The sequence below is a fragment of the Streptomyces sp. NPDC002787 genome (assembly GCF_053592095.1).
Window position 1 is genome coordinate 16,160 of the sequence record NZ_JBSFVC010000038.1, and the last position, 20,668, is coordinate 36,827.

Below are 20,668 nucleotides of genomic sequence, written 5' to 3' on the forward strand. Positions count from 1 at the left end.
CCGGGAATCCACGGGCGATGAGTCTCGCCCTGGTAGTCAGTCTCTATCCCCAATCCCCCACCGGGGTCGACCGCACTCGAGGAGAGCACCATGGCCGCTACCTACACGTTCGACGTCTTCTCCAGTCTCGACGGCTTCGGTGCCGCCGGGGGCGACTGGACCGGTTACTGGGGCAAGCAGGGCCCCGAGCTCCTCGACCACCGTCTCGCCCTGTACCGCGAGGAGCAGCGGATGGTCTTCGGGGCCAACACATACCGGGCGTTCGCGCGGATGCTGGCATCGAGCACCGAGGGGTCCGACGTGCGTGACCCATGGGTCACACGGATGAGGAGCCTGCCGGCGACGGTCGTGTCGACCACCCTGGAAGGACCTCTCGACTGGCCGGATGCGAACGTCGAGAGCGGCGACGCCGTGGATGTCGTCGCTCGGCTCAAGGAGGAGTCCGAGGTGCCGCTGCGCTCGCACGGCAGCCTGTCGATGAACCGGGCGCTGATGGCCGCCGGTCTGGTCGACCGCGTCCAGGTGACGCTCTTCCCTGTGATCACCGGTCGGACCGGGCTGGACCCGATCTTCCAGGGTGCGGCCGACTTCGACCTCGAGCTGATCGAGCACCGGACGCTCGACGGCCACATCCAAGAGCTCATCTACCGGCCCACCCTGCATTTCTGAGTCCACACCGGAACCTCGAGGAGGTCCTCGTCGGTGATCACCCTCGGTTACTATGCTCCCTTCGTGCCGGAGGGGCGGAGGGTCGGAGGGAAATGCTGAGAGAGGTCGCCGCGACCCGCTACATCACGCCGCTGCGGGAGGGCGGGTCCCTGCCGGGGCTCGTCGAGGGCGACGACCTCGGCACGTACGTCCTGAAGTTCACCGGCGCGGGTCAGGGGCGCAAGACCCTCGTCGCGGAGGTCGTCTGCGGTGGGCTGGCCCGGCGGCTCGGACTGCGCGTCCCCGGTCTCGTGACCCTCGACCTCGACCCCGTCCTGGGGCTGGGTGAGCCCGACGAGCAGGTGCAGGAGCTGATCAAGTCAAGCGGCGGCCCCAACCTCGGTATGGACTTCCTGACCCGCGCGATCGGCTTCGACCCGCTCGCCTTCGAGGTCGACCCCGGGGAAGCAGGGCGGATCGTCTGGTTCGACGCGCTGATCAACAACGTGGACCGCTCCTGGCGCAACCCGAACCTGCTGATGTGGCACGGCGAGCTGTGGCTCATCGACCACGGCGCCACCATGATCTGGCACCACCACTGGCCCGGCGCCCGCACCTCCGCCGCCAAGCCGTACGACGCCGCCGACCACGCCCTCGCCCGCTTCGGCCCCGATGTCGCCGCGGCCGCCGCCGACCTCGCGCCCCTGGTCACCGAGGAACTGCTGGCCGAGGTCACCGCCGAGATCCCGGACGCCTGGCTGACGGACGAGCCCGGCTTCGAGACACCGGAGGCGCTGCGCCGGGCGTACGCGGAGCCGTTGCTCGCACGGGCCGCCGGAATTCACGAACGCATCGAGGGGATCAGGTGAGCGACCGTTTCCTGGGGACCGGTGCGACCGGGCAGGACGTCTACGAGTACGCGCTGCTGCGGGTCGTACCCCGGATCGAGCGTGGCGAGTGCTTCAACGCCGGCGTCCTCGTGTACAGCCGCTCCCGCGCCCTCGTGGCGGCCCGCACGTACCTCGACGAGGCCAAGCTGCTCGCCCTGGACCCCGGGGCGGACGTGGCGGGCGTACGCGCCGCGCTGCGCGCCGTGGAAGGCGTGTGCGCCGGGGGAGAGGCGGCCGGGCAGGCCGCCCGCGACGACGCCGGGCGGCGGTTCAGATGGCTTGTCGCGCCCCGTTCCACGGTCGTCCAGGCGGGACCCGTGCACACTGGGCTCACCACCGATCCGGCGGCGGAGGCCGAGCGGCTGCTCGATCTGCTCGTGAAGTGACGGACCGGCGTGTCACGGACCGTGTGTGGCATGCCCCGTGAGTGGCCGACGTAAGGGATCACACCTGGTGGAGCGTTGACACCGGGTGCCAGGACTTCTAGCGTCACGTGTGCTGAAGGTACTAAGCGGTCGCTCACCGAACGGGGGCGCCGCAGGAGCCGCATCCAAGGGCGAGGAGAACCAGCAATGTCCACCACTGAGCAGCGTGTCGCCGTGGTCACGGGTGGCGCGCGCGGCATCGGCGCCGCGACCGCCGTACGACTGGCCGCCGAGGGGCGTGCCGTCGCGGTGATCGACCTCGACGAGGCCGCGTGCAAGGACACCGTGGAGAAGATCACCGCCGCGGGCGGCAAGGCGCTCGCGGTCGGCTGCGACGTCTCCGACGAGGCCCAGGTCGAGGCCGCCGTCACCCGGATCGCCGAGGAACTGGGCGCCCCGACGATCCTGGTGAACAACGCGGGCGTGCTCCGCGACAACCTGCTGTTCAAGATGAGCGCGTCCGACTGGGACACGGTCATGAACGTGCACCTGCGCGGCGCCTTCCTGATGGCCAAGGCCGTCCAGAAGTACATGGTGGAGGCCAAGTTCGGCCGGATCGTGAACCTGTCCTCGTCGTCCGCGCTCGGCAACCGCGGCCAGGTCAACTACTCCGCCGCGAAGGCCGGTCTGCAGGGTTTCACCAAGACCCTGGCCATCGAGCTCGGCAAGTTCGGCGTCACCGCCAACGCCGTAGCGCCCGGCTTCATCGTCACCGACATGACCGCCGCCACCGCCGCCCGGGTCGGCATGGGCTTCGAGGAGTTCCAGGCCGCGGCCGCCACCCAGATCCCGGTCCAGCGCGTCGGCAAGCCGGAGGACATCGCGGGCGCCATCGCCTACTTCACTGGCGAAGACGCCGGATTCGTCTCCGGCCAGGTGCTCTACGTCGCCGGCGGACCGCTCAACTAAGGGATCCAGAACATGACTTCGGTGGAACTCCCCGAGCTTTCGGGCAAGGTCGCCCTGATCACCGGCGCCAGCCGCGGCATCGGCTACGGCATCGCCGAGGCCCTCGTCGCGCGCGGCGACCGGGTGTGCATCACGGGCCGGGGCGAGGACGCCCTCAAGGAGGCCGTCGAGCAGCTCGGCGCCGACCGCGTCATCGGTGTCGCGGGCAAGGCCCACGACGAGGCCCACCAGGCACTCGCCGTCGAGCGCACGATGGAGGCCTTCGGGCGCGTCGACTTCCTGGTCAACAACGCCGGTACGAACCCGGTGTTCGGCCCGATCTCCGACCTCGACCTGAACGTGGCCCGCAAGGTGTTCGAGACGAACGTCGTCTCGGCCCTCGGCTTCGCCCAGAAGACCTGGCACGCCTGGCAGAAGGACAACGGCGGCGCGATCGTCAACATCGCCTCCGTCGCCGGTGTCTCCGCGTCGCCGTTCATCGGCGCGTACGGCATCAGCAAGGCCGCCATGATCAACCTGACCCTCCAGCTGGCGCACGAGTACGCGCCCAAGGTGCGGGCCAACGCGATCGCGCCCGCCGTGGTGAAGACCAAGTTCGCCCAGGCCCTGTACGAGGGCCGCGAGGCCGAGGCAGCCGCTTCCTACCCGCTCGGCCGGCTCGGTGTGCCCTCCGACATTGGTGGCGCCGCCGCCTTCCTCACCTCCGAGCAGTCCGACTGGATCACCGGTCAGACCCTCGTGGTCGACGGCGGCATCTTCCTCAACGCCGGGGTCGGCTGACACAGTACGGCGGGCGTCGGTGCACGATTCACCGAATGTTTCCGGCGCCCGTCCGCACCCCTCACGGGGGCTCGACAACGCCGTCACAAGCGGACTGATCGCGGACTCTGCCAGCCGGGCGGCAGCGGCCCGGGGGGCCTGCGGTATCGTTCGGCCACTCTTGGTACGGCATTTCGAGGAGCATGCACGTGTTCAACCGGAACCGATACTTGCCGCCACTCGCGGTGATCGCGTCCATATCCATGGTGACCGGGTGTGGTGTGTTCTCCTCGGACGCCTCCGAAGACGCGGACCCCATCGTCGTGGGGACCACCAGTACGCCGAGCACCCTGGACCCGGCGGCGGCCTGGGACAGCTCCTGGGAGCTGATGCGGAACGTCTTCCAGCCGCTGCTGAACTACGCGCCCGGCGCGTCCGAGCCCGAGCCGGACGCCGCCGAGAGCTGCGAGTTCACCGACAGTTCCAGCACGGTCTACAGCTGCACGCTGCGCGAAGGCCTGAAGTTCTCCAACGGGCACACGCTGGACGCCAAGGCCGTCAAGTACTCGTTCGACCGGATCAAGAAGATCAACGTCAACGGAGGCCCCGCGGGCCTGCTGACCACCCTCTCCCGGGTGCAGACGAAGGGCGACCGTGAGGTCGTCTTCCACCTCAGCCAGCCCGACGCGACCTTCCCCCTGGTGCTCACCACGCCCGCCATGTCGATCGTGGACCCCGAGGACTACCCGGCGGACAAGCTCCGTGAGGGCACCGAGATCACCGGCTCGGGACCGTACAACCTCGCCTCCTACGACGAGGGCGAGAAGGCCGAGCTGGTCAAGAACGAGAACTACGAAGGCCTCGCTGACCTCAAGAACTCCGCCATCACCATCCAGTACTTCCAGCAGTCGGACGAGATGGTCACGGCCCTCAAGAACAAGGACATCTCGGTCATCTATCGCGGTCTCGGTGCCGCGGACATCGTGGACATCCAGGCCAAGCACGACGAGGAGGGACTCCAGATCGTGGAGAACCCCACCTCCGAGATCAGCTACCTGGTGTTCAACCCGAAGGACACCTGGGCCAAGAACCCGGCGGTCCGCAAGGCCGTCGCCCAGGTCCTCGACCGCCCGGCACTCGCCCACAACATCTACAAGGACACCGTCGAACCCCTGTACTCCATGATCCCCAGGGGTCTGGTGGGCCACACGACGGGCTTCTTCGACGACTACGGCAACCCCAGCGCGACCAAGGCGAAGGCCATCCTCACCGAGGCCGGCATCACCGAAACGGTTCCTCTCACCCTCTGGTACACGACCGACCGCTACGGCTCCCAGACGAAGCCGGCCTTCGAGGAGCTGAAGCGGCAGCTGGAGGGGTCCGGGCTGTTCAAGGTCACGCTGAAGAGCCGCCCCTGGAAGACCTATTCGGAGGGCTACCAGAAGGGCGAGTACCCGGTCTTCGGACGTGGTTGGAACCCCGACTTCAACGACGCCGACAACTTCATCGCCCCCTTCGTGGGCGAGCAGAACGCGCTCGGCACCCCGTACGACGCCCCCGAGATCACGGACAAGCTGCTCCCGGAGTCGCGCGCGGAGAGCGACCGGGGCGCCGTCGCCGAGCAGTTCGAGGAGGCCCAGCAGATCCTCGTGGACGACGCCCGGCTGATCCCGCTGTGGCAGGGCAAGTCCTACACGGCCGCCAACGAGGAGATCGCCGGCCTGGAGAACGTGATCGACCCGGCGACCATGATGATCATGTGGAACCTGTCCTGGAAGACCAGCTGGTAGTTCCGGCCGCCCGCCCCGATTGTCAGTGGGCGCCTGTAGGTTCTGTGCTCTGACGACGGCCGCGCCTGGCGCGGCCGTCCATGGCCGCATGTTCCGTGGCCGTGAAGTGAGCGCACACCGGAGGAAGTTGACGTGACCGACATCGCCATGCTGCCCGAGTCCTGGCGCGGGGTCCTGGGTGAGGAGCTGCAGCAGCCCTACTTCAAGGAACTCACCGAGTTCGTCGAGGAGGAGCGTGCCAGGGGTCCCGTCTATCCTCCGCGCGAGGAGGTCTTCGCCGCCCTCGACGCCACACCCTACGAGAGCGTGAAGGTCCTGATCCTCGGTCAGGACCCGTACCACGGCGAGGGCCAGGGCCACGGCCTGTGCTTCTCCGTGCGGCCGGGCGTGAAGACCCCGCCCTCCCTTCGGAACATCTACAAGGAGATGCAGGCCGAGCTGGGCACCCCCATCCCGGACAACGGCTATCTGATGCCATGGGCCCGGCAGGGCGTGCTGCTGCTCAACGCGGTCCTCACCGTCCGCTCCGGTGAGGCCAACTCGCACAAGGGCAAGGGCTGGGAGAAGTTCACCGACGCCGTGATCCGCGCCGTCGCCGAGCGCCCCGACCCGGCCGTCTTCGTGCTGTGGGGCAACTACGCGCAGAAGAAGCTCCCGCTGATCGACGAGGAGCGCCACGTGGTGGTCAAGGGCGCCCACCCCTCGCCGCTGTCCGCCAAGAAGTTCTTCGGCTCCCAGCCGTTCACGCAGATCAACGAGGCCGTCGCCCAGCAGGGCCACGAGCCGATCGACTGGACGATCCCCGACCTGGGCTGACCCGCCACCCGCCCCCCTTCCTCCGTCGGCCGGCTCGTCCGGCCGCTCGCCGTACGGCCGCCGGGGCGCCCCCGCGGCCGTACGGAGCCGCCTGACCGGGATTGCCGGTGCCTGCCGTTAGCGTCGGGAGGGACAGGCCGGGCAGGGGGGCGACGAATGCGGAGGACACGGTGGTGGAGCGACAGGAGCAGGCGGCGCCGGACGCCATGATGACCCGGATCGGGCAGGCGGTCATGCTGCACCACGGCGGTGACCGCGAGGAGGCCCGGGACCGTCTCCTGAAGCTGTGGGCGGAGATCGGTGAGGACGGCGACCCGCTCCACCGCTGCACGCTGGCGCACTACATGGCCGACACCCAGGACGACCCGGACGTCGAACTGGCCTGGGACCTCAGGGCGTTGTCGGCGGCCGACGAACTGTCCGACGGCCGGGTGGCGCGGCGCCACGACGAGGTCGCGGTGCGCGCCTTCTACCCCTCGCTCCACCTCAACCTCGCGGCCGACTACGCCAAGCTCGGCCGCCACGACGCGGCCCGCAGCCATCTGCGGCTGGCCCGGGTCGCGATGGCCACGCTGGGGGACGACGGTCACGGCGATGGCATCCGGGCCGCCGTGGCGCGACTGGAGGCCCGGCTCGACGAGGCGGGCCCTGCCGCCGGAGGGGAGACGCCGGGGCCGCCGAGACAGCGGCCCTGAGCGGCTACGGCGACCTGCGGCGCGGAAGGAGCGCGGGGAACCGCGCGACCAGCCACGACGGCGCCGCAGACGGTTCACGGCACCACACGGCACCACCGGCACAGCGCCTGGCGCCGGATCGCGTGCCCGCGCCGGATACGTGCTCGCGGCGAATCGCATGCCTGCGGCGCCTCGCATGCCTGCGGCGAATCGCATGCTCGCGGCCGGCCGCGGTAGATCTCAACGGCCGTACACGTCCTTGCAGATGACCGCCTGTGGGGTGTCCTTGCCCCAGCCGCCGTACTTGTGACCGAGTGCGCACACGTCGGAGTTCTTGGGCGGCTCCGTCGGGATGTCCTTGGGGAGGGGCGGCACCTCGACGTGGGGCCGGGAGCCGGGCGGCGGCACGTGCCGCTCACGGGGACCCTGCCGCTCGTCCTGGGGCGGCGGGGGCGCGGCGGGCGTGGGGGTGGTGGTGGCGGGGGGTGGCGGGGCTGGCTTCTGGGTCTTCGACGCGCTCGGCGTGGGCTTCCGGGGCGGGCCGATCAGCTCCAGCGCCTCCCGCGCCGGCGCCTGCACGATCTGCGTCTCGGTGGTGCCGTCCGGGCGGGGCTCGGACGGCCGGGACGGGACGGGGGGCACCTGGGGCGAGGGCGGGTGTTGCGGGGTCACGCAGCCGGTGAGAGCCGAGACGGCCACGGCGACCAGGAGCGTTGCGGTGGTGGTCGGTCGATGCACGCGCGCAACTCTGCTGTGTCCGGGCCGCTTTGGGGAGGAGACCGGTGCAGGATGCCCCCACACGGGTGACGCCCGGGACCGCCTGCGACGCCGCCCGGCCGGCCTGCGGCCCTCGGCACGCGGGCGCGGTACGTCGTTCGCCGTCTCCGCTCAGTACCCGGTGGCCCCGTCGATCCGCTCCCGGATGAGGTCCGCGTGCCCGTTGTGCCGCGCGTACTCCTCGATCATGTGGGTGTAGATCCACCGCAGGCTCGGCGCCCGGCCCGCCCGTCGGTGCACGGCCTTGCCGATGTCGTCCAGGGCGAAGCCCGCCGCGTTGCGCCGGGCGACCGCGATCTCCTCCTGCCAGGTGCCGTACGCCTCCTCCCAGGTGTCCGACTCGGTCAGATGGAACTCCCCGTCCGGGTCCTCCTCGCTGAAGTAGATCGGTCCCTGGTCGTCGTTTACCAGCACCTTGCGGAACCAGATGCGCTCGACCTCCGCCATGTGCCGGACGAGCCCCAGCAGGGACAGCTCCGAGGGCGGGACCGACGCGGTCCGCAACTGGGCGTCGTCCAGGCCCTGGCACTTGATCGCGAGGGTCTCGCGGTGGTGGTCGAGCCAGCCTTCGAGCATGGTCCGTTCGTCGGCGGTGACGGAGGGTTCGGTGCGCTGGGTGGTCATGCCGGCCATCCTCGCAGTCCCCGTATGCTGCCGACGAGGCATTTTCGACGGCACACCGTGGACGGGAGACCCCCTGTGAAGGTCGGCTGCATCGGACTCGGCGACATCGCGCAGAAGGCCTATCTGCCGGTGCTCGGCACCCGACCGGGGCTCGAACTCCATCTGCAGACGCGGACACCCGCCACCCTCACCCGCGTCGCCGACAGCCTCCATCTCCCCCAGGGACAGCGGCACACCGATCTCGACGCGCTGCTCGCCCAGGACCTCGACGCCGCCTTCGTACACGCCCCCACCGGGGCCCACCCCAAGATCGTCCAGCGGCTCCTGGAGGCGGGTGTGCCGACGTACGTCGACAAGCCGCTCGCGTACGAACTCGCCGAGTCCGAACGGCTCGTACGGCTCGCGGAGGAGCGGAACGTCGGCCTCGCCGTGGGCTTCAACCGGCGGTACGCGCCCGGGTACGCCCAGTGCGCCGACCATCCGCGCGAGCTGATCCTGATGCAGAAGAACCGCATCGGCCTGCCCGAGCTGCCGCGCACGATGATCCTCGACGACTTCATCCATGTCGTGGACACCTTGCGGTTCCTGGTGCCGGGTGAGGTCGAGGACATGACCGTGCGGGCCCGGACCGAGGGCGGGCTGCTGCACCACGTCGTCCTGCAGCTCTCCGGGGCCGGTTTCACCGCGCTCGGTGTCATGAACCGGCTCAGCGGCTCGGCGGAGGAGATCCTGGAGGTCTCCGGGCAGGACACCAAGCGGCAGGTGGTGAACCTCGCCGAGATCGTGGACCACAAGGGGCAGCCGTCGGTGCGGCGGCGCGGCGACTGGGTGCCGGTGGCCCGTCAGCGCGGCATCGAGCAGGCGGTGCTGGCCTTCCTCGACGCCGTGCGCGCGGGCAAGGTGCTCAGCGCGCGGGACGCGCTGGCGACTCATGAGATGTGCGAGCGGGTGGTGCGGGCGGTGGAGGACCGCTCCGCCGCCTGAGCCGCACGGCCCCCACACCCTCGAACGCGCCCCACGCCAGCAGCACCAGCAGGGCCGTGTGCACCGGCCAGTCGCCGAAGCGCGCGTACGGCGTCGTACCGCTCGCCAGCGGCACGTCGTAGACCGCCGTCGTGCTCTCGTCCGTACCGAGCCAGGAGCCGACACGCTCGCCGTCCGGGCCGTACACCGCCGAGACACCGGTGAGCGTCGCGTGGGCCATGGGGCGGCCGGTCTCGGCGGCGCGCAGCGCGGCCAGCGACGCGTGCTGCTCGGGCGCCCAGCTCTCCTGGAACGTCGAGGTCGCCGACTGCGCGAGCAGCAACTCGGCACCGTCCTCGACGAGATGACGGCTCATGTCCGGGAACGCGGACTCGAAACAGACCATCGGGCCGATTCGCAGCCCCTCGCCGGAGTCGAAGACGACCTGCTCGGTGCCGCGCCTGCGGTCCTCGCCGGCCGCTTCCCCGACCGAGGTGGCCCAGCCGAGGAGCGAACGCATCGGGATGTACTCGCCGAAGGGGACGAGGCGCATCTTGTCGTAGCGGTCGCCGGTGGGACCGTCGGGGCCGACGAGCACGGAACTCTTGTAGATGCCGGGGCGGTCGGAGCGGCGGGCGTCGACGTTCACCAGGATGTTCGTCTTCGTCTCGCGGGCCAGCGTGGCGATCCGGTCGGCGAGGTCGGGCCGGTCGGCCAGGTCGTGGCCGACGCTGCTCTCGCCCCACACGATCAGGTCGAGGTCCTGCCCGGCCAGCCGTCGGGTGAGTGCCTCCTCACGGGCGAACCGGTTGTCGGGGCCGTCGGTGACACCGGGCTGTACGACGGCGATCCGCGCCTCGCCCCGCACCCCGGGTCGCGGCGACCACAGCGACACCGCCGAGGTCGCGATGGCCGCCGCGACGAGACCGGCGAGCGCCGGTGCCCGGGACCGGCGTACCGAGACCAGCACGGTGACCGCGACATTGACGGCCACCACGAGGAAGCTGATCAGCCAGACCCCGCCGACCGAGGCCAGTCGCAACGCGGGTTCCACCTGCCACTGACTGGACCCCAGCAGGCCCCATGGCCCGCCGAGGCCCTGCCAGGAGCGGACGAGTTCGATCGCCAGCCAGCCCGACGGCACGACCAGCAGCGCGGCGGCGACCCGGGCGGGGGAGGGCGTACCGGACAGGAACCGGCGCACCAGCCATGCCCAGGGCGCCCACAGCGCGCCCAGCAGCCCGGCTATCACGAAGGTGAACACATGCAAATTCGGCAGCAGCCAGTGGTGCATGGCCAGCATGAACGCGAAGCCGCCGAGCCAGCCGTCGTACACCGCCCGGCGGCCGGTCGGGGCCGTGCGGACCAGCAGCATCCACGGCATCAGCGCCACGTACGCGAACCACCACAGGCCCGGCGCCGGGAACGCGAGCACGGGCAGAGCACCGGCCACGACGACGGCCACCCGCCGCCGCCACGGGGAGCCGACCCAGTCCGGCGTCCTCATACAGCGCCTCCTCCCCAGCGGTGCGTCTCTCCAGTGTGCGCGCCGGGGACGATCTCCGACAGGGGGCGTGGGAGGGGCGGGGTGGTGCGCGGGCCGGGGGAGGCACGGAGTGCTCGGCGCCGGGCAGCCGGGGTCGGTCGAAAAGCGCTCAGGCCGGGGTGGGGTGGGGGTCGGGGGTCAGGCCCTCGGGGGCGCGGCGCCATTTCTCGTGGACGACGACCTCGCTCAGGCGCCAGCCGTCGGGGGTGCGGATCAGGGCGAAGGCGTAGCGGCCGCCGCAGACGAAGTCGGGGGCGGTGGATCCGCCGTCGTGTCCGGCGTAGCGCATCGGGTTGATGTAGTCCGCCTGGACCTGGGCGGTGTCGCCCGTGTCCTGCTCCAGGTAGCCGAACCGCACCCGCCGGTTGACGATCAGATGCTGCCGCATCGGGAAGAGCCGCATGCTCCGGGCCAGCCACCCGGCGACCTGGCCGGCGTCCCCCTCGATGCCGCCGGCCGAGCGGTAGTCCGCGCGGCCGTCCGGTGCGAACAGTTCCTGGTACGCCGTCCAGTCGCCGTCGTCCACCGTCACCGCGTAGTCGGTGATCAGGCCGTCGACGGCGAGTCGGTCCATCACGGTCGCGAGCTCCACGCGCTGCGTCATCGGCTCAGTGTTGGGGCAGGGGACGCGTCACGCCAAGGGGCGTGCAGGCAGATGGGGGATATGTCAGGGATCACGGGAGGGCCGGGCGCAGGGCCACGGGACGGACCGGCGGGCCACCGGTCGCGGCAACACGGCCGTCGATATTCGGTGGCCCGCCGTGCGGCGATGATCGAACCTGGTCCTCGTGAGCGAGAACGAACGCCGGTCAGCGACCGCGCCCAAGTTCCAGGTCCGTGCCCGTCACACGGCGGACACGGTGACCGTCTACCAGGCGTACCGCCCGGAGATAGGCGGCCCGGCCGCACGCGACGGCCGTTTCCCGGCCGTGTGGAAGCGGGACCGGATGACCTGGATCAAGCCGTCCTTCCTGTGGATGATGTACCGCTGCGGCTGGGGCCTGAAGGAGGGCCAGGAGACGGTACTGGCCGTCGAGATCAGCCGCGACGGCTTCGAGTGGGCACTGGGCAACTCCTGCCTCTCGCACTACGTGCCCGAGCTGCACGAGAGCCGGACCGCCTGGCAGCGGGACCTGCGGCGATCGCCCGCCCGGGTGCAGTGGGACCCGGAGCGCGACCTGCGGCTGAACCCGCTGCCGTACCGCTCGCTGCAGCTGGGGCTGGCGGGCGAGGCGGCGGCCCGGTACGCGGACGAGTGGATCGTCGGCATCGAGGACGTGACGCCGCTCGCCCGGGAGGTCCACGGCCTCGTACGGGCGCGTGACCTGGACACGGCGACCGGGCTGCTGCCCGAGGAGCGGCCGTATCCGGTCGCGGACGCACTGCTGGCCCATCTGTGCCGCTGACGCCCGCGTCCGGCGCGGTCGGGCCCGGCACCCCGTGGGCCGCCCGCCGCTCTGCCGGGCCCGGTCAGCCCTGGCGTCGGCCGAGCAGTGTGCAGACCGCGTTCTCCTCGATCGTGCGGAGCCTTTCCACGAGGTCGGGCTCGAGTGTCCTGTTCACCTGGGTGGTGAGGGAGAAGGTGAGGGACTTCCGGCCGTCGGGGGTCGCGGCGATCAGCTGGGTGTATCCGGGGAAGTTCCCGGTGTGCCCGAGCACCACCCCGCACCGGGTCTCGTAGCGGAAGATGGCGAGTCCCGCGGAGTTGCGGCCGGGGCCGGCCGGTTCGGACGCCCCCTCGATCCAGCGGCGCTGCTCGCGCAGCACCTCTCTCGACGTCAGTCTTCCCGCCGCGTAGGCGCGGATGAACCGCGTCATGTCACGCGGCGTGGAGACGATTCCGCCCGAGGCCCACACACCGGACGCGCTGATCAACTCGCTGACGTCCTCCGGCGGCGCGGGCGGCTCGACGTCGTACCCGTGCATGTACGGCTCCGGTATCTCATGACCCAGGGGAAGGCTGGTGTCGCGCAGGCCGAGCGGTCGGTAGACGATCCGGCTCAGCAACTCCTCGTAGCGCGTGCGGGTCACCGCCTCCGCCATCAGCGCGACGGCGATGTTGTCGGAGTTGGAGTACTGGTACCGGGAGCCCGGGGGGAAGCGCAGCGGTTCGTCCGCGACGAAGTCCAGCAGTCGGCGGGGGTCGAAGACGCGGCGCGGGTCCGCCAGGAGCAGTTCCAGGAACTCCGGGTCCTCGGAGTAGTCGGGCAGTCCGCTGGTGTGGTTGAGCAGCTGGCGCAGGGTGACCGAGTGCCAGGCGGGCGGCAGCTGGGGCAGGGTGCGGCCGATGGTGCTGTCGAGGCTGAGCGTCCTCTGCTGCACCAGACGCAGTGCGACGGCCCCGCTGAACGCCTTCGCCGTACTGGCGATCCGCATGTGGTCGGTGGGTTCGATCGGGCGACCCGTCGCCAGGTCGGCGACACCGGCGCGCAGGACTCGCTGCCTGTCACCCCGTTGCAGTACGACGATCACACCCGGCGGCCCTCCGGGTGTGCTGACCAGCTCTTCGAGCTGCCGTTGCAGGGCACGCTCGCTCCCGCCGTCGGAACCGCTGTCGGCAGCGGCGCCGGCCGCCGGGGCGAGGAGCAGGCCGCCGAGGCAGGAGGCGCCGAGCAGGGCGACGAGGGAGAGGCGGAGGCGGGCAAGAGGTCGAGTGCGCGTGCTGGTGTGGGTGTGGATGTGGCTTCGCGGGTGAGAGGTGGGCGTGGGTGGCATGAGGGTCCCCGGATGGTCGGTGGGGCAGGGGCACCCTCAGCATTGGCCGGACCGCGGTGACGCGCTCGCGCGCTTGCTCTGTCCGGCCGATCGGCAACACGATCCGCATCCGGCCGATCGGGATCACGAGCCGCCTCCGGTGGAGGCGGCTCGGTGGCGTGGGCAGTATGTGGTCGGTGGCCTGGTCGGTGTGCGGTCAGTGTGCGGCGAACTGGACCCTGGTCGGTTGCACGACGTCGGGCCGCACCGCGATCCCGTCGACGGTCAGCTGCTCCCCGTAGATGTCGGTGATCCGGATGGCGCCGCCGCACCCGCCGCCCTGCTCGGAGAGGAAGTAGTTGTACTCGGTGCGGGGCAGCTTGGTCCAGCCGCCGCCGTCGCGGACCTCAAGTCTCGCGACCGGGTTCCGGTGGCCGATCACCTGGAGGCCGCACCAGTACTGGCTGGACCCGGTCTTGTAGCGGATCGAGAGCTTGTCGGAGGTGTCGGGGCTCAGCAGGCTCCAGGTGATCGGAATCTCACCGCGTGAAGGGGCGGCGAGCTTGGCGAAGGCCTGGGCGCTGAGGTCGAGTTGACCGGGCTTGCAGGGCGACGGACATTCGTTGGTGATCCGGACCGTGACGGAGGCGCCGCCCGCCGCGCGGACCCGTACGTACGCTCCGCAGGCCTGGGAGACCTCGTAGTCGGTGGTGTTCATCGCCGCGGTCAGCACGTCGTCGGTCGGGCCGAACGAGCAGGCGCCGCCCTCGCCCGTTCCGGCGTCGTAGAACGTGGCGACTCCTTCGTAGTCGACGCCGGGCCGGATCCGTCCCGCCAACTGCGCCGAGGAGGACCCCGCCTGACGGGTGGCGACGGGCGACGGCTCGGTGGCGGGAGCGGTGGTCGGGGTCGCCGCCGGGGTGGTCGTGGGCGCAGAGGCGGTCGGGGACTTCGGCGCCGTGGAGGGCTTCCGCTCCGGTGTCGCGGGGGGCTCGGTCGGCCGGGGGGCGGTCGCCACGGGTGGGGACCCTGCCGTCCCGACTGCCTCGGCGTCGGTCTCGCGGTCGGGGCCGAAGGCCATGGCGAGGGACGCGGCGAGCCCGACGGCTGCCACGGCGGCGACGGATATGAGGGCGGTGCGCCGCTTGGGCTCGGGCCGGCGGGAGGAGCGGTGGGAACGGGCTGCCACGGTCAAGTCCTTAGGTCCGTGCGTGGTTCGGAGAAGGCGGTTCGGGAGGAACCTGGTTCGGGACAAAGGTGGTTCGGGAAATAGGTGGTTCATGTGGGGCTCGTGTGAAAGGAGCTTCCCACTCACTGGTTGCCGCTGGGGCCGGAATGGTTGCCCCGTCTGGGAGGTTGGGATGAAACGTCCGGTCACCGTGGTCACGGGTGGGAGCCGGGGGATCGGTGCCGCGACCTGCCTGCGGCTCGCGGCCGACGGCCACGACGTGGTCGTGGGGTATGTGAACGACGGGGCGGCCGCCGAGTGGATCGCGACCGGAGTACGGGCCAACGGGGCGCGCTGTGTCACGGTCAAGGCGGACACCTCGGTGGAGGCCGACGTGGACCGGCTGTTCGAGACGGCGGCGGACCGGCTCGGGCCGGTGACGGGGCTGGTCAACAACGCCGGGGTGACGGGCCCGTTCGGGAGGCTGGCGGACACCGAGACGGATGTGCTGCGGCGGGTGGTGGAGGTCAACCTCCTCGGCGTGCTGCTGTGTTCGCGCCGGGCGGCCAAGGTGATGGCGGCCTGGGGGAGCGGCGTCATCGTGAACGTGTCCTCGGCGGCGGCCACGCTGGGCAGCCCGGGTGAGTACGTCCACTACGCGGCGACCAAGGCCGCGGTCGACACGCTGACGACGGGGCTGGCGAAGGAGGTCGGGCCGGACGGCATCCGGGTCAACGCGGTCGCTCCCGGGGTGATCGACACCGAGATCCACGCGAGGATGGGGGACCCGGAACGGCCCGACCGCATCGCCGCCTCCGTCCCCCTCCGCCGCCCCGGCCGCGCCGACGAGATCGCCTCGGCCATCGCCTGGCTCATGTCCCCGGAGGCCTCGTACACCACGGGAGCGGTACTCCGAGTGGCAGGCGGCCGCTGACCCTCATCCCGGCCTTGTGCCGACCAGTCGCTGGAAGGCGGTCGGCGTGGGCCGGTCGGTCAGGAACTCCTTGATGCGCAGCGCACATGGGAGTGGATCGGCCTGGCTCGTGTCGCACTCGATGTCGTAGAGCCCGTGCGCATGCACCTGCCCCAACTGCCGTGCGGCCAGGCCCGAAGGCCGGTCGCCCCGCTCGCGCTCACGTCGTTCGAGCTCGGGGCGGGGGCAGTGCACGCCGACGAACACGACGTCGTGCGGCACGAAGAGGTCGAGACAGTCCCGCAGCCGCCATTCCTCGCTCAGGACGTGGTCCATGACGACGTTGTTGCCCCCCGCGGCCATGCCGGCGATCGCGCGGTGGTAGCCCCGCCAGGTGTTGTGCAGCACGGTGGTGAGCCGGTCCGGCGGCATCTCCTGGCGCGTACGCATGGCGTGGAACGCGTCGACCGGGATGTGGAAGTACGGCTCGTCGAGGATGCGGAGCAGTTCCTTGGCGATACTCGACTTTCCCGAACTGGATGTGCCGTTCAGGAGGATGATCAGCCCGCCGGAGGTGCGGTTCTGGTCGTGGGGGCCCTGCCCGGGGCGGGTCACGCGGCCTCGATCACGTCTCCACGGATCGCCGCCGCCCACTCCACGACCAGCAGCTCGTACTCCGCGCGCTCCTGTGTCGACAGGGACCCGCCTGCACGCCGCCACAGCGCTCGGATCTGGTCGTTCAAGTCGGCGGCAGACCGCACGGAACCACGGGTGATGGAATCGGGGGACATGCGGACAAGAGTAGGCGCCAGGACTGACAGTGCGCTACTGGGCGGCTACGGATGCCGTATGTGCTTGGTCACTGAAGGGAGTTGGGCGGCGCGGGCCGTCCGGCCCGCGCCCCGTTCAGCCGCCCGACTCGCCCGCGTGCGGGCTCAGCGTGCCCATGGAGACCAGGACGATGATGACGATGCCGAGAGCGATGCGGTACCAGACGAAGGGCATGAAGCTCTTGGTGGAAATGAATTTCATGAACCAGGCGATGACCGCGTAGCCGACGAAGAAGGCGATGACCGTGGCGAAGATCGTCGGGCCCCAGGAGACGTGGCCGCCCTCCATCGCGTCCTTGAGTTCGTAGCCGCCCGAGGCGATCACGGCCGGGATGGCGAGGAGGAAGGAGTAGCGGGCCGCGGCCTCGCGCTTGTAGCCCATGAGCAGGCCGCCGCTGATCGTGGCGCCGGAGCGGGAGACGCCGGGGACGAGGGCCATGGCCTGGCAGAGGCCGAAGATGAGACCGTCCTTGATGCTGAGCTGTTCGAGGCTCTTGCGCTCCTTGATGGCGCGGTGCTTGCCGCCGGTCTCGTCGCGCGCGGCCAGGCGGTCCGCGACGCCCAGGACGATGCCCATGACGATCAGCATGGTCGCCGTGATGCGCAGATCGCGGAACGGGCCCTCGATCTGGTCCTTGAGGGTCACACCGAGCACGCCGATAGGGATGGAGCCGACGATGACCAGCCAGCCCATCTGCGCGTCGTGGTCGCTGCGCATCTCCTTGTTGAACAGGGAGCGGGACCACGCCGAGATGATGTTGGCGATGTCCTTGCGGAAGTAGATCAGCACGGCGGCCTCGGTGCCGATCTGGGTGATCGCGGTGAAGGCCGCTCCCGGGTCCTCCCAGCCGGAGAAGGCCGCCGTCAGGCGCAGGTGCGCGCTGGAGGAGATGGGGAGGAATTCGGTCAGCCCCTGGACGAGTCCGAGGATGAGGGATTCAAACCAAGACATGAAGTTACGTGGTCCAAGCGCTGATCGTGGAGGGCCGACGGAAGACGTGCCGCGCCGCGGGGCGGGTGATCACAGGTGCTGGAGGCAGCCTAGCGCCCCTTGGGGACAGCGCTGTCACAGGGGTTTCGCAGGACCGGACGGGGGACGCGTCGAGGAGAGGCGCGCAGGCCGTTCCGAGGCGTGGAACGGCCGGATCCGTGGTGTTGACCAGTCACTATGTCCGCACATACGTTGCTGGCGAGGGAAAGCGCTTGCCGTTGCGAGGGTCGCCGTTCCGCCGGAGCCCCCGCCACCAGGCGTTGGCCAACGTCCGACGTCACGTTCGATGGAGTGCTGATCACGTCCATGCCCACACCCAGCAGCGACCCGAGCCCGACTCCGGACCACCTGCCGAACCGTGCCCCGGCCCCCCTGGCCGGCCGCCGCGTCCGCGCCGCGATCATCGGCATCGGCGCCATCGGCGGCGGCTCCCACCTGCCCGCGCTCGCGCGGCTCGCCGAGGAGGGCGAGACCGAGGTCGTCGCGGCGGTCGACATCGACGCCGACGCGGTGGCGAAGTTCTGCGCCGAGCACGGCATCCCCCACGCCTACACCGACCTGGACCGCATGCTGGCGGAGCAGCGGCCCGACCTGGTCAGCGTCTGCACCCCGCCCACCCTGCACCGCGACCAGACGATCGCCGCGCTGCGGGCCGGCGCCTGGGTGTGGTGCGAGAAGCCCCCGGTACCCACGCTCGCCGACTTCGACGCCGTCGAGGCGGAGGAGGGCGCGGAGACCGGGGGGCCGTACGCCTCGATCGTCTTCCAGCACCGTTTCGGTTCCGGCTCGCGGCATGTACGGCGGCTGATCGCCGAGCAGGGTCTCGGACGTCCGCTCGTGGCGCACTGCCAGACCACCTGGTACCGGGACACCGCCTACTACGCCGTGCCCTGGCGCGGACGGTGGCAGACCGAGGGCGGCGGGCCCGCCATGGGACACGGCATCCACCAGATGGATCTGCTGCTCGATCTGCTCGGCCCGTGGAGCGAGGTCCGGGCGATGGCCGGCCGCCTGGTCCACGACGTGGAGACCGAGGACGTCTCGACGGCCCTCGTCCGCTTCGAGAGCGGCGCCCTGGCCACCGTCGTCAACAGCGTCCTCAGCCCCGACGAGGTCAGCCGCATCCGCATCGACTGCGAGCGCGCCACCGTCGAACTGACCCATCTGTACGGCCACTCCAACGCCAACTGGTCCATCACCCCCGCCCCGGGCACCCCGGACGCGGACGCGGCGGCCTGGCGGGACTTCGGCGAGGACGTGCCCAGCTCGCACCTGGCGCAGCTGCGCGAGCTCGTGGCGAGCATGCGCGCGGGTGAGCGGCCGCGCAGCAGCGGCGCCGACGGGCGTACGAGCCTGGAGCTGATCGCCGCCCTGTACAAGTCGGCGTTCACGGACACGACCGTACGGCGTGGGGAGATCGGGCCCGGGGACCCGTACTACGCGGCCATGCACGGGGGCGCCCCCGGCTGGGCGCCCGCACCCACCCAGGCATCCGCCGACGCGACCGAGGAGATCACCGCATGACCTTCCACGACGGGCTGCGCGTGGTCCACGCCCACGGTGACCGGATCACGGTCACCGAGGCCACCACCGGCGTCGAGCTGTTGAGCTACGTCTACCGGCCGGAGGCCGCCTGGGAGGCCCCGAAGCCCTATCTGCACCCCATCCGGACGCTGGCCGGGGACGTCGTCACCGACTACCGGCCCAACGACCACCGCTGGCACAAGGGGCTGCAGCTGACGGCGTCGCACCTGTCGGGGCAGAACCTGTGGGGCGGCAACTCGTATGTGCACGGCGAGGGTTATCTGCCGATCCCGGAGCGGGTCGGCTCGATGGCGCATGCCGGCTTCGACGTCGTCGAGTCGGACGGGGAGCGGGTCCTCATCGCCGAGCGTCTGACCTGGCACCCGTACACCGGGGAGCTGTGGGCCGACGAGGAGCGCCGGATCGAGATCCACGACGTGGACACGCAGTCGGGCTCCTGGGCGCTGACCTGGACGAGCGCGATCACCAACCGCCGGGAGGAGCCGCTGCTGTTCGGCAGCCCCACCACCGCCGGACGGGAGATGGCCGGCTACACGGGCCTGTTCTGGCGCGGTCCGCGTGCCTTCCGGGACGGGCGGATCATCGGGCCCGACGCCGAGGGGCCGGAGCTGATGGGCGAGCAGGCGCCCTGGCTGGCGTACTCGGGCGAGCACGACGGGACCGACGGGCACGCCACGCTCGTCTTCGCGCACGCGCCCGAGAACGACCACGCGGGAGCCGGCGGCACCCACCCCGCCCACTGGTTCGTCCGCAACGAGCCGTTCGCCGCCGTCGCCCCCTCCTGGGCGTTCTTCGAGGAGCTCGCGCTGGCTCCCGGGGACACGCTCACCCGTCGCTACCGGGTCGTCGTGGCGGACGGGGTCTGGGAGCGGGAGGAGATCGGCAAGTACCTGGAGGCGCACCCGTGGTGAGCGGCTACGAGGGGCTGCCGGGCGGGGTCGCCGTCTCGCACCTGTCCGTGTACGACTGGCCCGCCGTGGACGGGGTCTGCGGCGGAACCCCCCATATGCATCTGACCTGTTCGGAGGCGTACGTCGTCACCGCGGGGCGCGGCGCGGTGCAGACGCTGACGACCTCCGGGTTCGAGGTCACGCCGCTGGCGCCCGGAACGGTCGCCTGGTTCACGCCCGGCACCATCCACCGGCTGGTCAACGAGGACGACCTGCGCATCACCGTCCTGATGCAGAACAGCGGGCTGCCGGAGGCGGGCGACGCCGTCCTCACGCTGCCCCCCGAGTACCTGACCGACCCGGAGACCTACGCCGCCGCCACCCGCATCCCGGTGGACGCGCCGGAGGAGGAGCAGGAGCGCGTCGCCCGGGCCCGGCGGGACCTCGCGCTGGAGGGCTACCGGGCGCTGCGCGACGCGTCCGGCCCCGAGCCGCTCGCCGCCTTCCACCGGGCCGCCGCGGCGCTCGTACGGCCCCGGCTGGCGGAGTGGCGGGCGCGGTGGGAGCGAGGGGCGTCGGCGGCCGCCGCCGCGACCGGGGAGCAACTGGGGCGGTTGGAGCGGGGGGACGTGTCTCACCTGGCCGACGCCGTGGTGCGGGTCGAAGAGCCCTCGGCGTACGGGAAGTTCGGGATGTGTGGGCGGTTGGACGTCTACAAGGGAGACTGAGGCCGGGGCGCGAGGGGCGCCTCGGAGCCCGGGAGGACCTGCGGTGGGGCGGCTGCGGGTCGTGTGCGGCTGGTCGCGTGGTTCCCCG

General features: G+C 71.0%; 23 protein-coding genes. 14 read left to right on the plus strand and 9 right to left on the minus strand.

All coding sequences use genetic code 11. The annotated features are described in order from the left end of the window. Window positions 1-90 precede the first annotated feature (90 nt). The 8 genes from ACWD26_RS37485 to ACWD26_RS37520 all read left to right on the plus strand — a co-directional run bounded on the left by ACWD26_RS37485 (window position 91) and on the right by ACWD26_RS37520 (window position 6,932). Window positions 91-669: a dihydrofolate reductase family protein gene (locus ACWD26_RS37485; protein WP_451277072.1), complete on the plus strand. Its 579-nt coding sequence runs from the start codon at window positions 91-93 to the stop codon at window positions 667-669. A 92-nt stretch (window positions 670-761) separates the two neighbouring features. Beyond that, window positions 762-1,517, plus strand: coding sequence for a HipA family kinase (locus tag ACWD26_RS37490; RefSeq protein ID WP_451277074.1), 756 nt, complete (start codon window positions 762-764; stop codon window positions 1,515-1,517). After that, window positions 1,514-1,924 carry a DUF3037 domain-containing protein gene (locus tag ACWD26_RS37495; RefSeq protein WP_451277076.1) on the plus strand — a complete coding sequence of 137 codons (411 nt, stop codon included), beginning with the start codon at window positions 1,514-1,516 and terminating at the stop codon, window positions 1,922-1,924. Before ACWD26_RS37490 ends, ACWD26_RS37495 begins: the two co-directional genes overlap by 4 nt. Window positions 1,925-2,110: 186 nt before the next feature. Next, a complete protein-coding gene (fabG, locus tag ACWD26_RS37500) occupies window positions 2,111-2,872 on the plus strand; it encodes a 3-oxoacyl-ACP reductase FabG (RefSeq protein WP_451277078.1) in 762 nt (253 codons plus the stop codon). Between the two features lie 12 nt (window positions 2,873-2,884). Beyond that, complete coding sequence (locus ACWD26_RS37505; RefSeq protein WP_451277080.1) at window positions 2,885-3,652, plus strand: SDR family oxidoreductase; 768 nt, start codon at window positions 2,885-2,887, stop codon at window positions 3,650-3,652. Window positions 3,653-3,840: 188 nt separating this feature from the next. Continuing rightward, window positions 3,841-5,421, plus strand: coding sequence for an ABC transporter substrate-binding protein (locus tag ACWD26_RS37510; protein ID WP_451277082.1), 1,581 nt, complete (start codon window positions 3,841-3,843; stop codon window positions 5,419-5,421). A 132-nt stretch (window positions 5,422-5,553) separates the two neighbouring features. Then, window positions 5,554-6,237, plus strand: coding sequence for a uracil-DNA glycosylase (locus ACWD26_RS37515; protein ID WP_451277083.1), 684 nt, complete (start codon window positions 5,554-5,556; stop codon window positions 6,235-6,237). Window positions 6,238-6,407: 170 nt separating this feature from the next. Then, on the plus strand, window positions 6,408-6,932 hold the full coding sequence (locus ACWD26_RS37520; protein ID WP_451277085.1) for a hypothetical protein: 525 nt from the start codon (window positions 6,408-6,410) through the stop codon (window positions 6,930-6,932). Window positions 6,933-7,151: 219 nt separating this feature from the next. Here the strand turns inward: ACWD26_RS37520 and ACWD26_RS37525 are convergent, their stop codons facing one another. Continuing rightward, entirely contained in the window at window positions 7,152-7,649 is a 498-nt protein-coding gene (locus ACWD26_RS37525; protein ID WP_451277087.1) for a hypothetical protein, read from the minus strand. Window positions 7,650-7,799: 150 nt separating this feature from the next. Then, window positions 7,800-8,312, minus strand: coding sequence for a DinB family protein (locus ACWD26_RS37530; RefSeq protein ID WP_451277089.1), 513 nt, complete (start codon window positions 8,310-8,312; stop codon window positions 7,800-7,802). Window positions 8,313-8,387: 75 nt separating this feature from the next. Between ACWD26_RS37530 and ACWD26_RS37535 the strand changes: the two genes are divergently transcribed. Further along, a complete protein-coding gene (locus ACWD26_RS37535) occupies window positions 8,388-9,296 on the plus strand; it encodes a Gfo/Idh/MocA family protein (RefSeq protein ID WP_451277091.1) in 909 nt (302 codons plus the stop codon). On the opposite strand, the gene lnt is transcribed toward ACWD26_RS37535, so the two are convergent. Both lnt and ACWD26_RS37545 read right to left on the minus strand, forming a co-directional pair. Then, a complete protein-coding gene (gene lnt, locus ACWD26_RS37540) occupies window positions 9,217-10,782 on the minus strand; it encodes an apolipoprotein N-acyltransferase (protein ID WP_451277093.1) in 1,566 nt (521 codons plus the stop codon). The genes ACWD26_RS37535 and lnt overlap by 80 nt on opposite strands. A gap of 148 nt (window positions 10,783-10,930) precedes the next feature. Beyond that, entirely contained in the window at window positions 10,931-11,425 is a 495-nt protein-coding gene (locus tag ACWD26_RS37545; protein WP_451277095.1) for a nuclear transport factor 2 family protein, read from the minus strand. Between the two features lie 184 nt (window positions 11,426-11,609). Between ACWD26_RS37545 and ACWD26_RS37550 the strand changes: the two genes are divergently transcribed. Further along, entirely contained in the window at window positions 11,610-12,227 is a 618-nt protein-coding gene (locus ACWD26_RS37550; RefSeq protein ID WP_451277097.1) for a DUF4291 domain-containing protein, read from the plus strand. A gap of 64 nt (window positions 12,228-12,291) precedes the next feature. On the opposite strand, the gene ACWD26_RS37555 is transcribed toward ACWD26_RS37550, so the two are convergent. Both ACWD26_RS37555 and ACWD26_RS37560 read right to left on the minus strand, forming a co-directional pair. Further along, window positions 12,292-13,536 (minus strand): serine hydrolase domain-containing protein, encoded by a 1,245-nt coding sequence (locus ACWD26_RS37555; RefSeq protein WP_451277098.1) that lies wholly within the window; start codon window positions 13,534-13,536, stop codon window positions 12,292-12,294. 196 nt (window positions 13,537-13,732) lie between these two features. Then, window positions 13,733-14,704, minus strand: coding sequence for an expansin EXLX1 family cellulose-binding protein (locus tag ACWD26_RS37560; protein ID WP_451277100.1), 972 nt, complete (start codon window positions 14,702-14,704; stop codon window positions 13,733-13,735). Between the two features lie 172 nt (window positions 14,705-14,876). Here ACWD26_RS37560 and ACWD26_RS37565 point away from each other — a divergent pair, with 172 nt between their 5' ends. Beyond that, window positions 14,877-15,617: an SDR family NAD(P)-dependent oxidoreductase gene (locus tag ACWD26_RS37565; RefSeq protein WP_451277102.1), complete on the plus strand. Its 741-nt coding sequence runs from the start codon at window positions 14,877-14,879 to the stop codon at window positions 15,615-15,617. A 3-nt stretch (window positions 15,618-15,620) separates the two neighbouring features. Here the strand turns inward: ACWD26_RS37565 and ACWD26_RS37570 are convergent, their stop codons facing one another. The 3 genes from ACWD26_RS37570 to ACWD26_RS37580 all read right to left on the minus strand — a co-directional run bounded on the left by ACWD26_RS37570 (window position 15,621) and on the right by ACWD26_RS37580 (window position 17,378). Beyond that, window positions 15,621-16,211, minus strand: a complete 591-nt coding sequence (locus tag ACWD26_RS37570) for a chloramphenicol phosphotransferase CPT family protein (RefSeq protein WP_451277104.1) — start codon at window positions 16,209-16,211, stop codon at window positions 15,621-15,623. Then, the gene (locus ACWD26_RS37575) at window positions 16,208-16,387 is read right to left on the minus strand and encodes a hypothetical protein (RefSeq protein WP_451277105.1); all 180 of its coding nucleotides are present in this window, start codon (window positions 16,385-16,387) and stop codon (window positions 16,208-16,210) included. The genes ACWD26_RS37570 and ACWD26_RS37575 overlap by 4 nt, the downstream gene beginning before the upstream one ends. Before the next feature lie 115 nt (window positions 16,388-16,502). Next, window positions 16,503-17,378: an undecaprenyl-diphosphate phosphatase gene (locus ACWD26_RS37580; protein WP_451277107.1), complete on the minus strand. Its 876-nt coding sequence runs from the start codon at window positions 17,376-17,378 to the stop codon at window positions 16,503-16,505. A 345-nt stretch (window positions 17,379-17,723) separates the two neighbouring features. Here ACWD26_RS37580 and ACWD26_RS37585 point away from each other — a divergent pair, with 345 nt between their 5' ends. The 3 genes from ACWD26_RS37585 to ACWD26_RS37595 are packed head-to-tail and all read left to right on the plus strand — an operon-like array spanning window position 17,724 to window position 20,580. Beyond that, window positions 17,724-18,941 (plus strand): Gfo/Idh/MocA family protein, encoded by a 1,218-nt coding sequence (locus ACWD26_RS37585; protein ID WP_451277109.1) that lies wholly within the window; start codon window positions 17,724-17,726, stop codon window positions 18,939-18,941. Then, window positions 18,938-19,873, plus strand: a complete 936-nt coding sequence (locus ACWD26_RS37590) for a DUF6807 domain-containing protein (RefSeq protein ID WP_451277111.1) — start codon at window positions 18,938-18,940, stop codon at window positions 19,871-19,873. The genes ACWD26_RS37585 and ACWD26_RS37590 overlap by 4 nt, the downstream gene beginning before the upstream one ends. Next, entirely contained in the window at window positions 19,867-20,580 is a 714-nt protein-coding gene (locus tag ACWD26_RS37595; RefSeq protein ID WP_451277113.1) for a cupin domain-containing protein, read from the plus strand. Before ACWD26_RS37590 ends, ACWD26_RS37595 begins: the two co-directional genes overlap by 7 nt. Window positions 20,581-20,668: the final 88 nt, after the last annotated feature.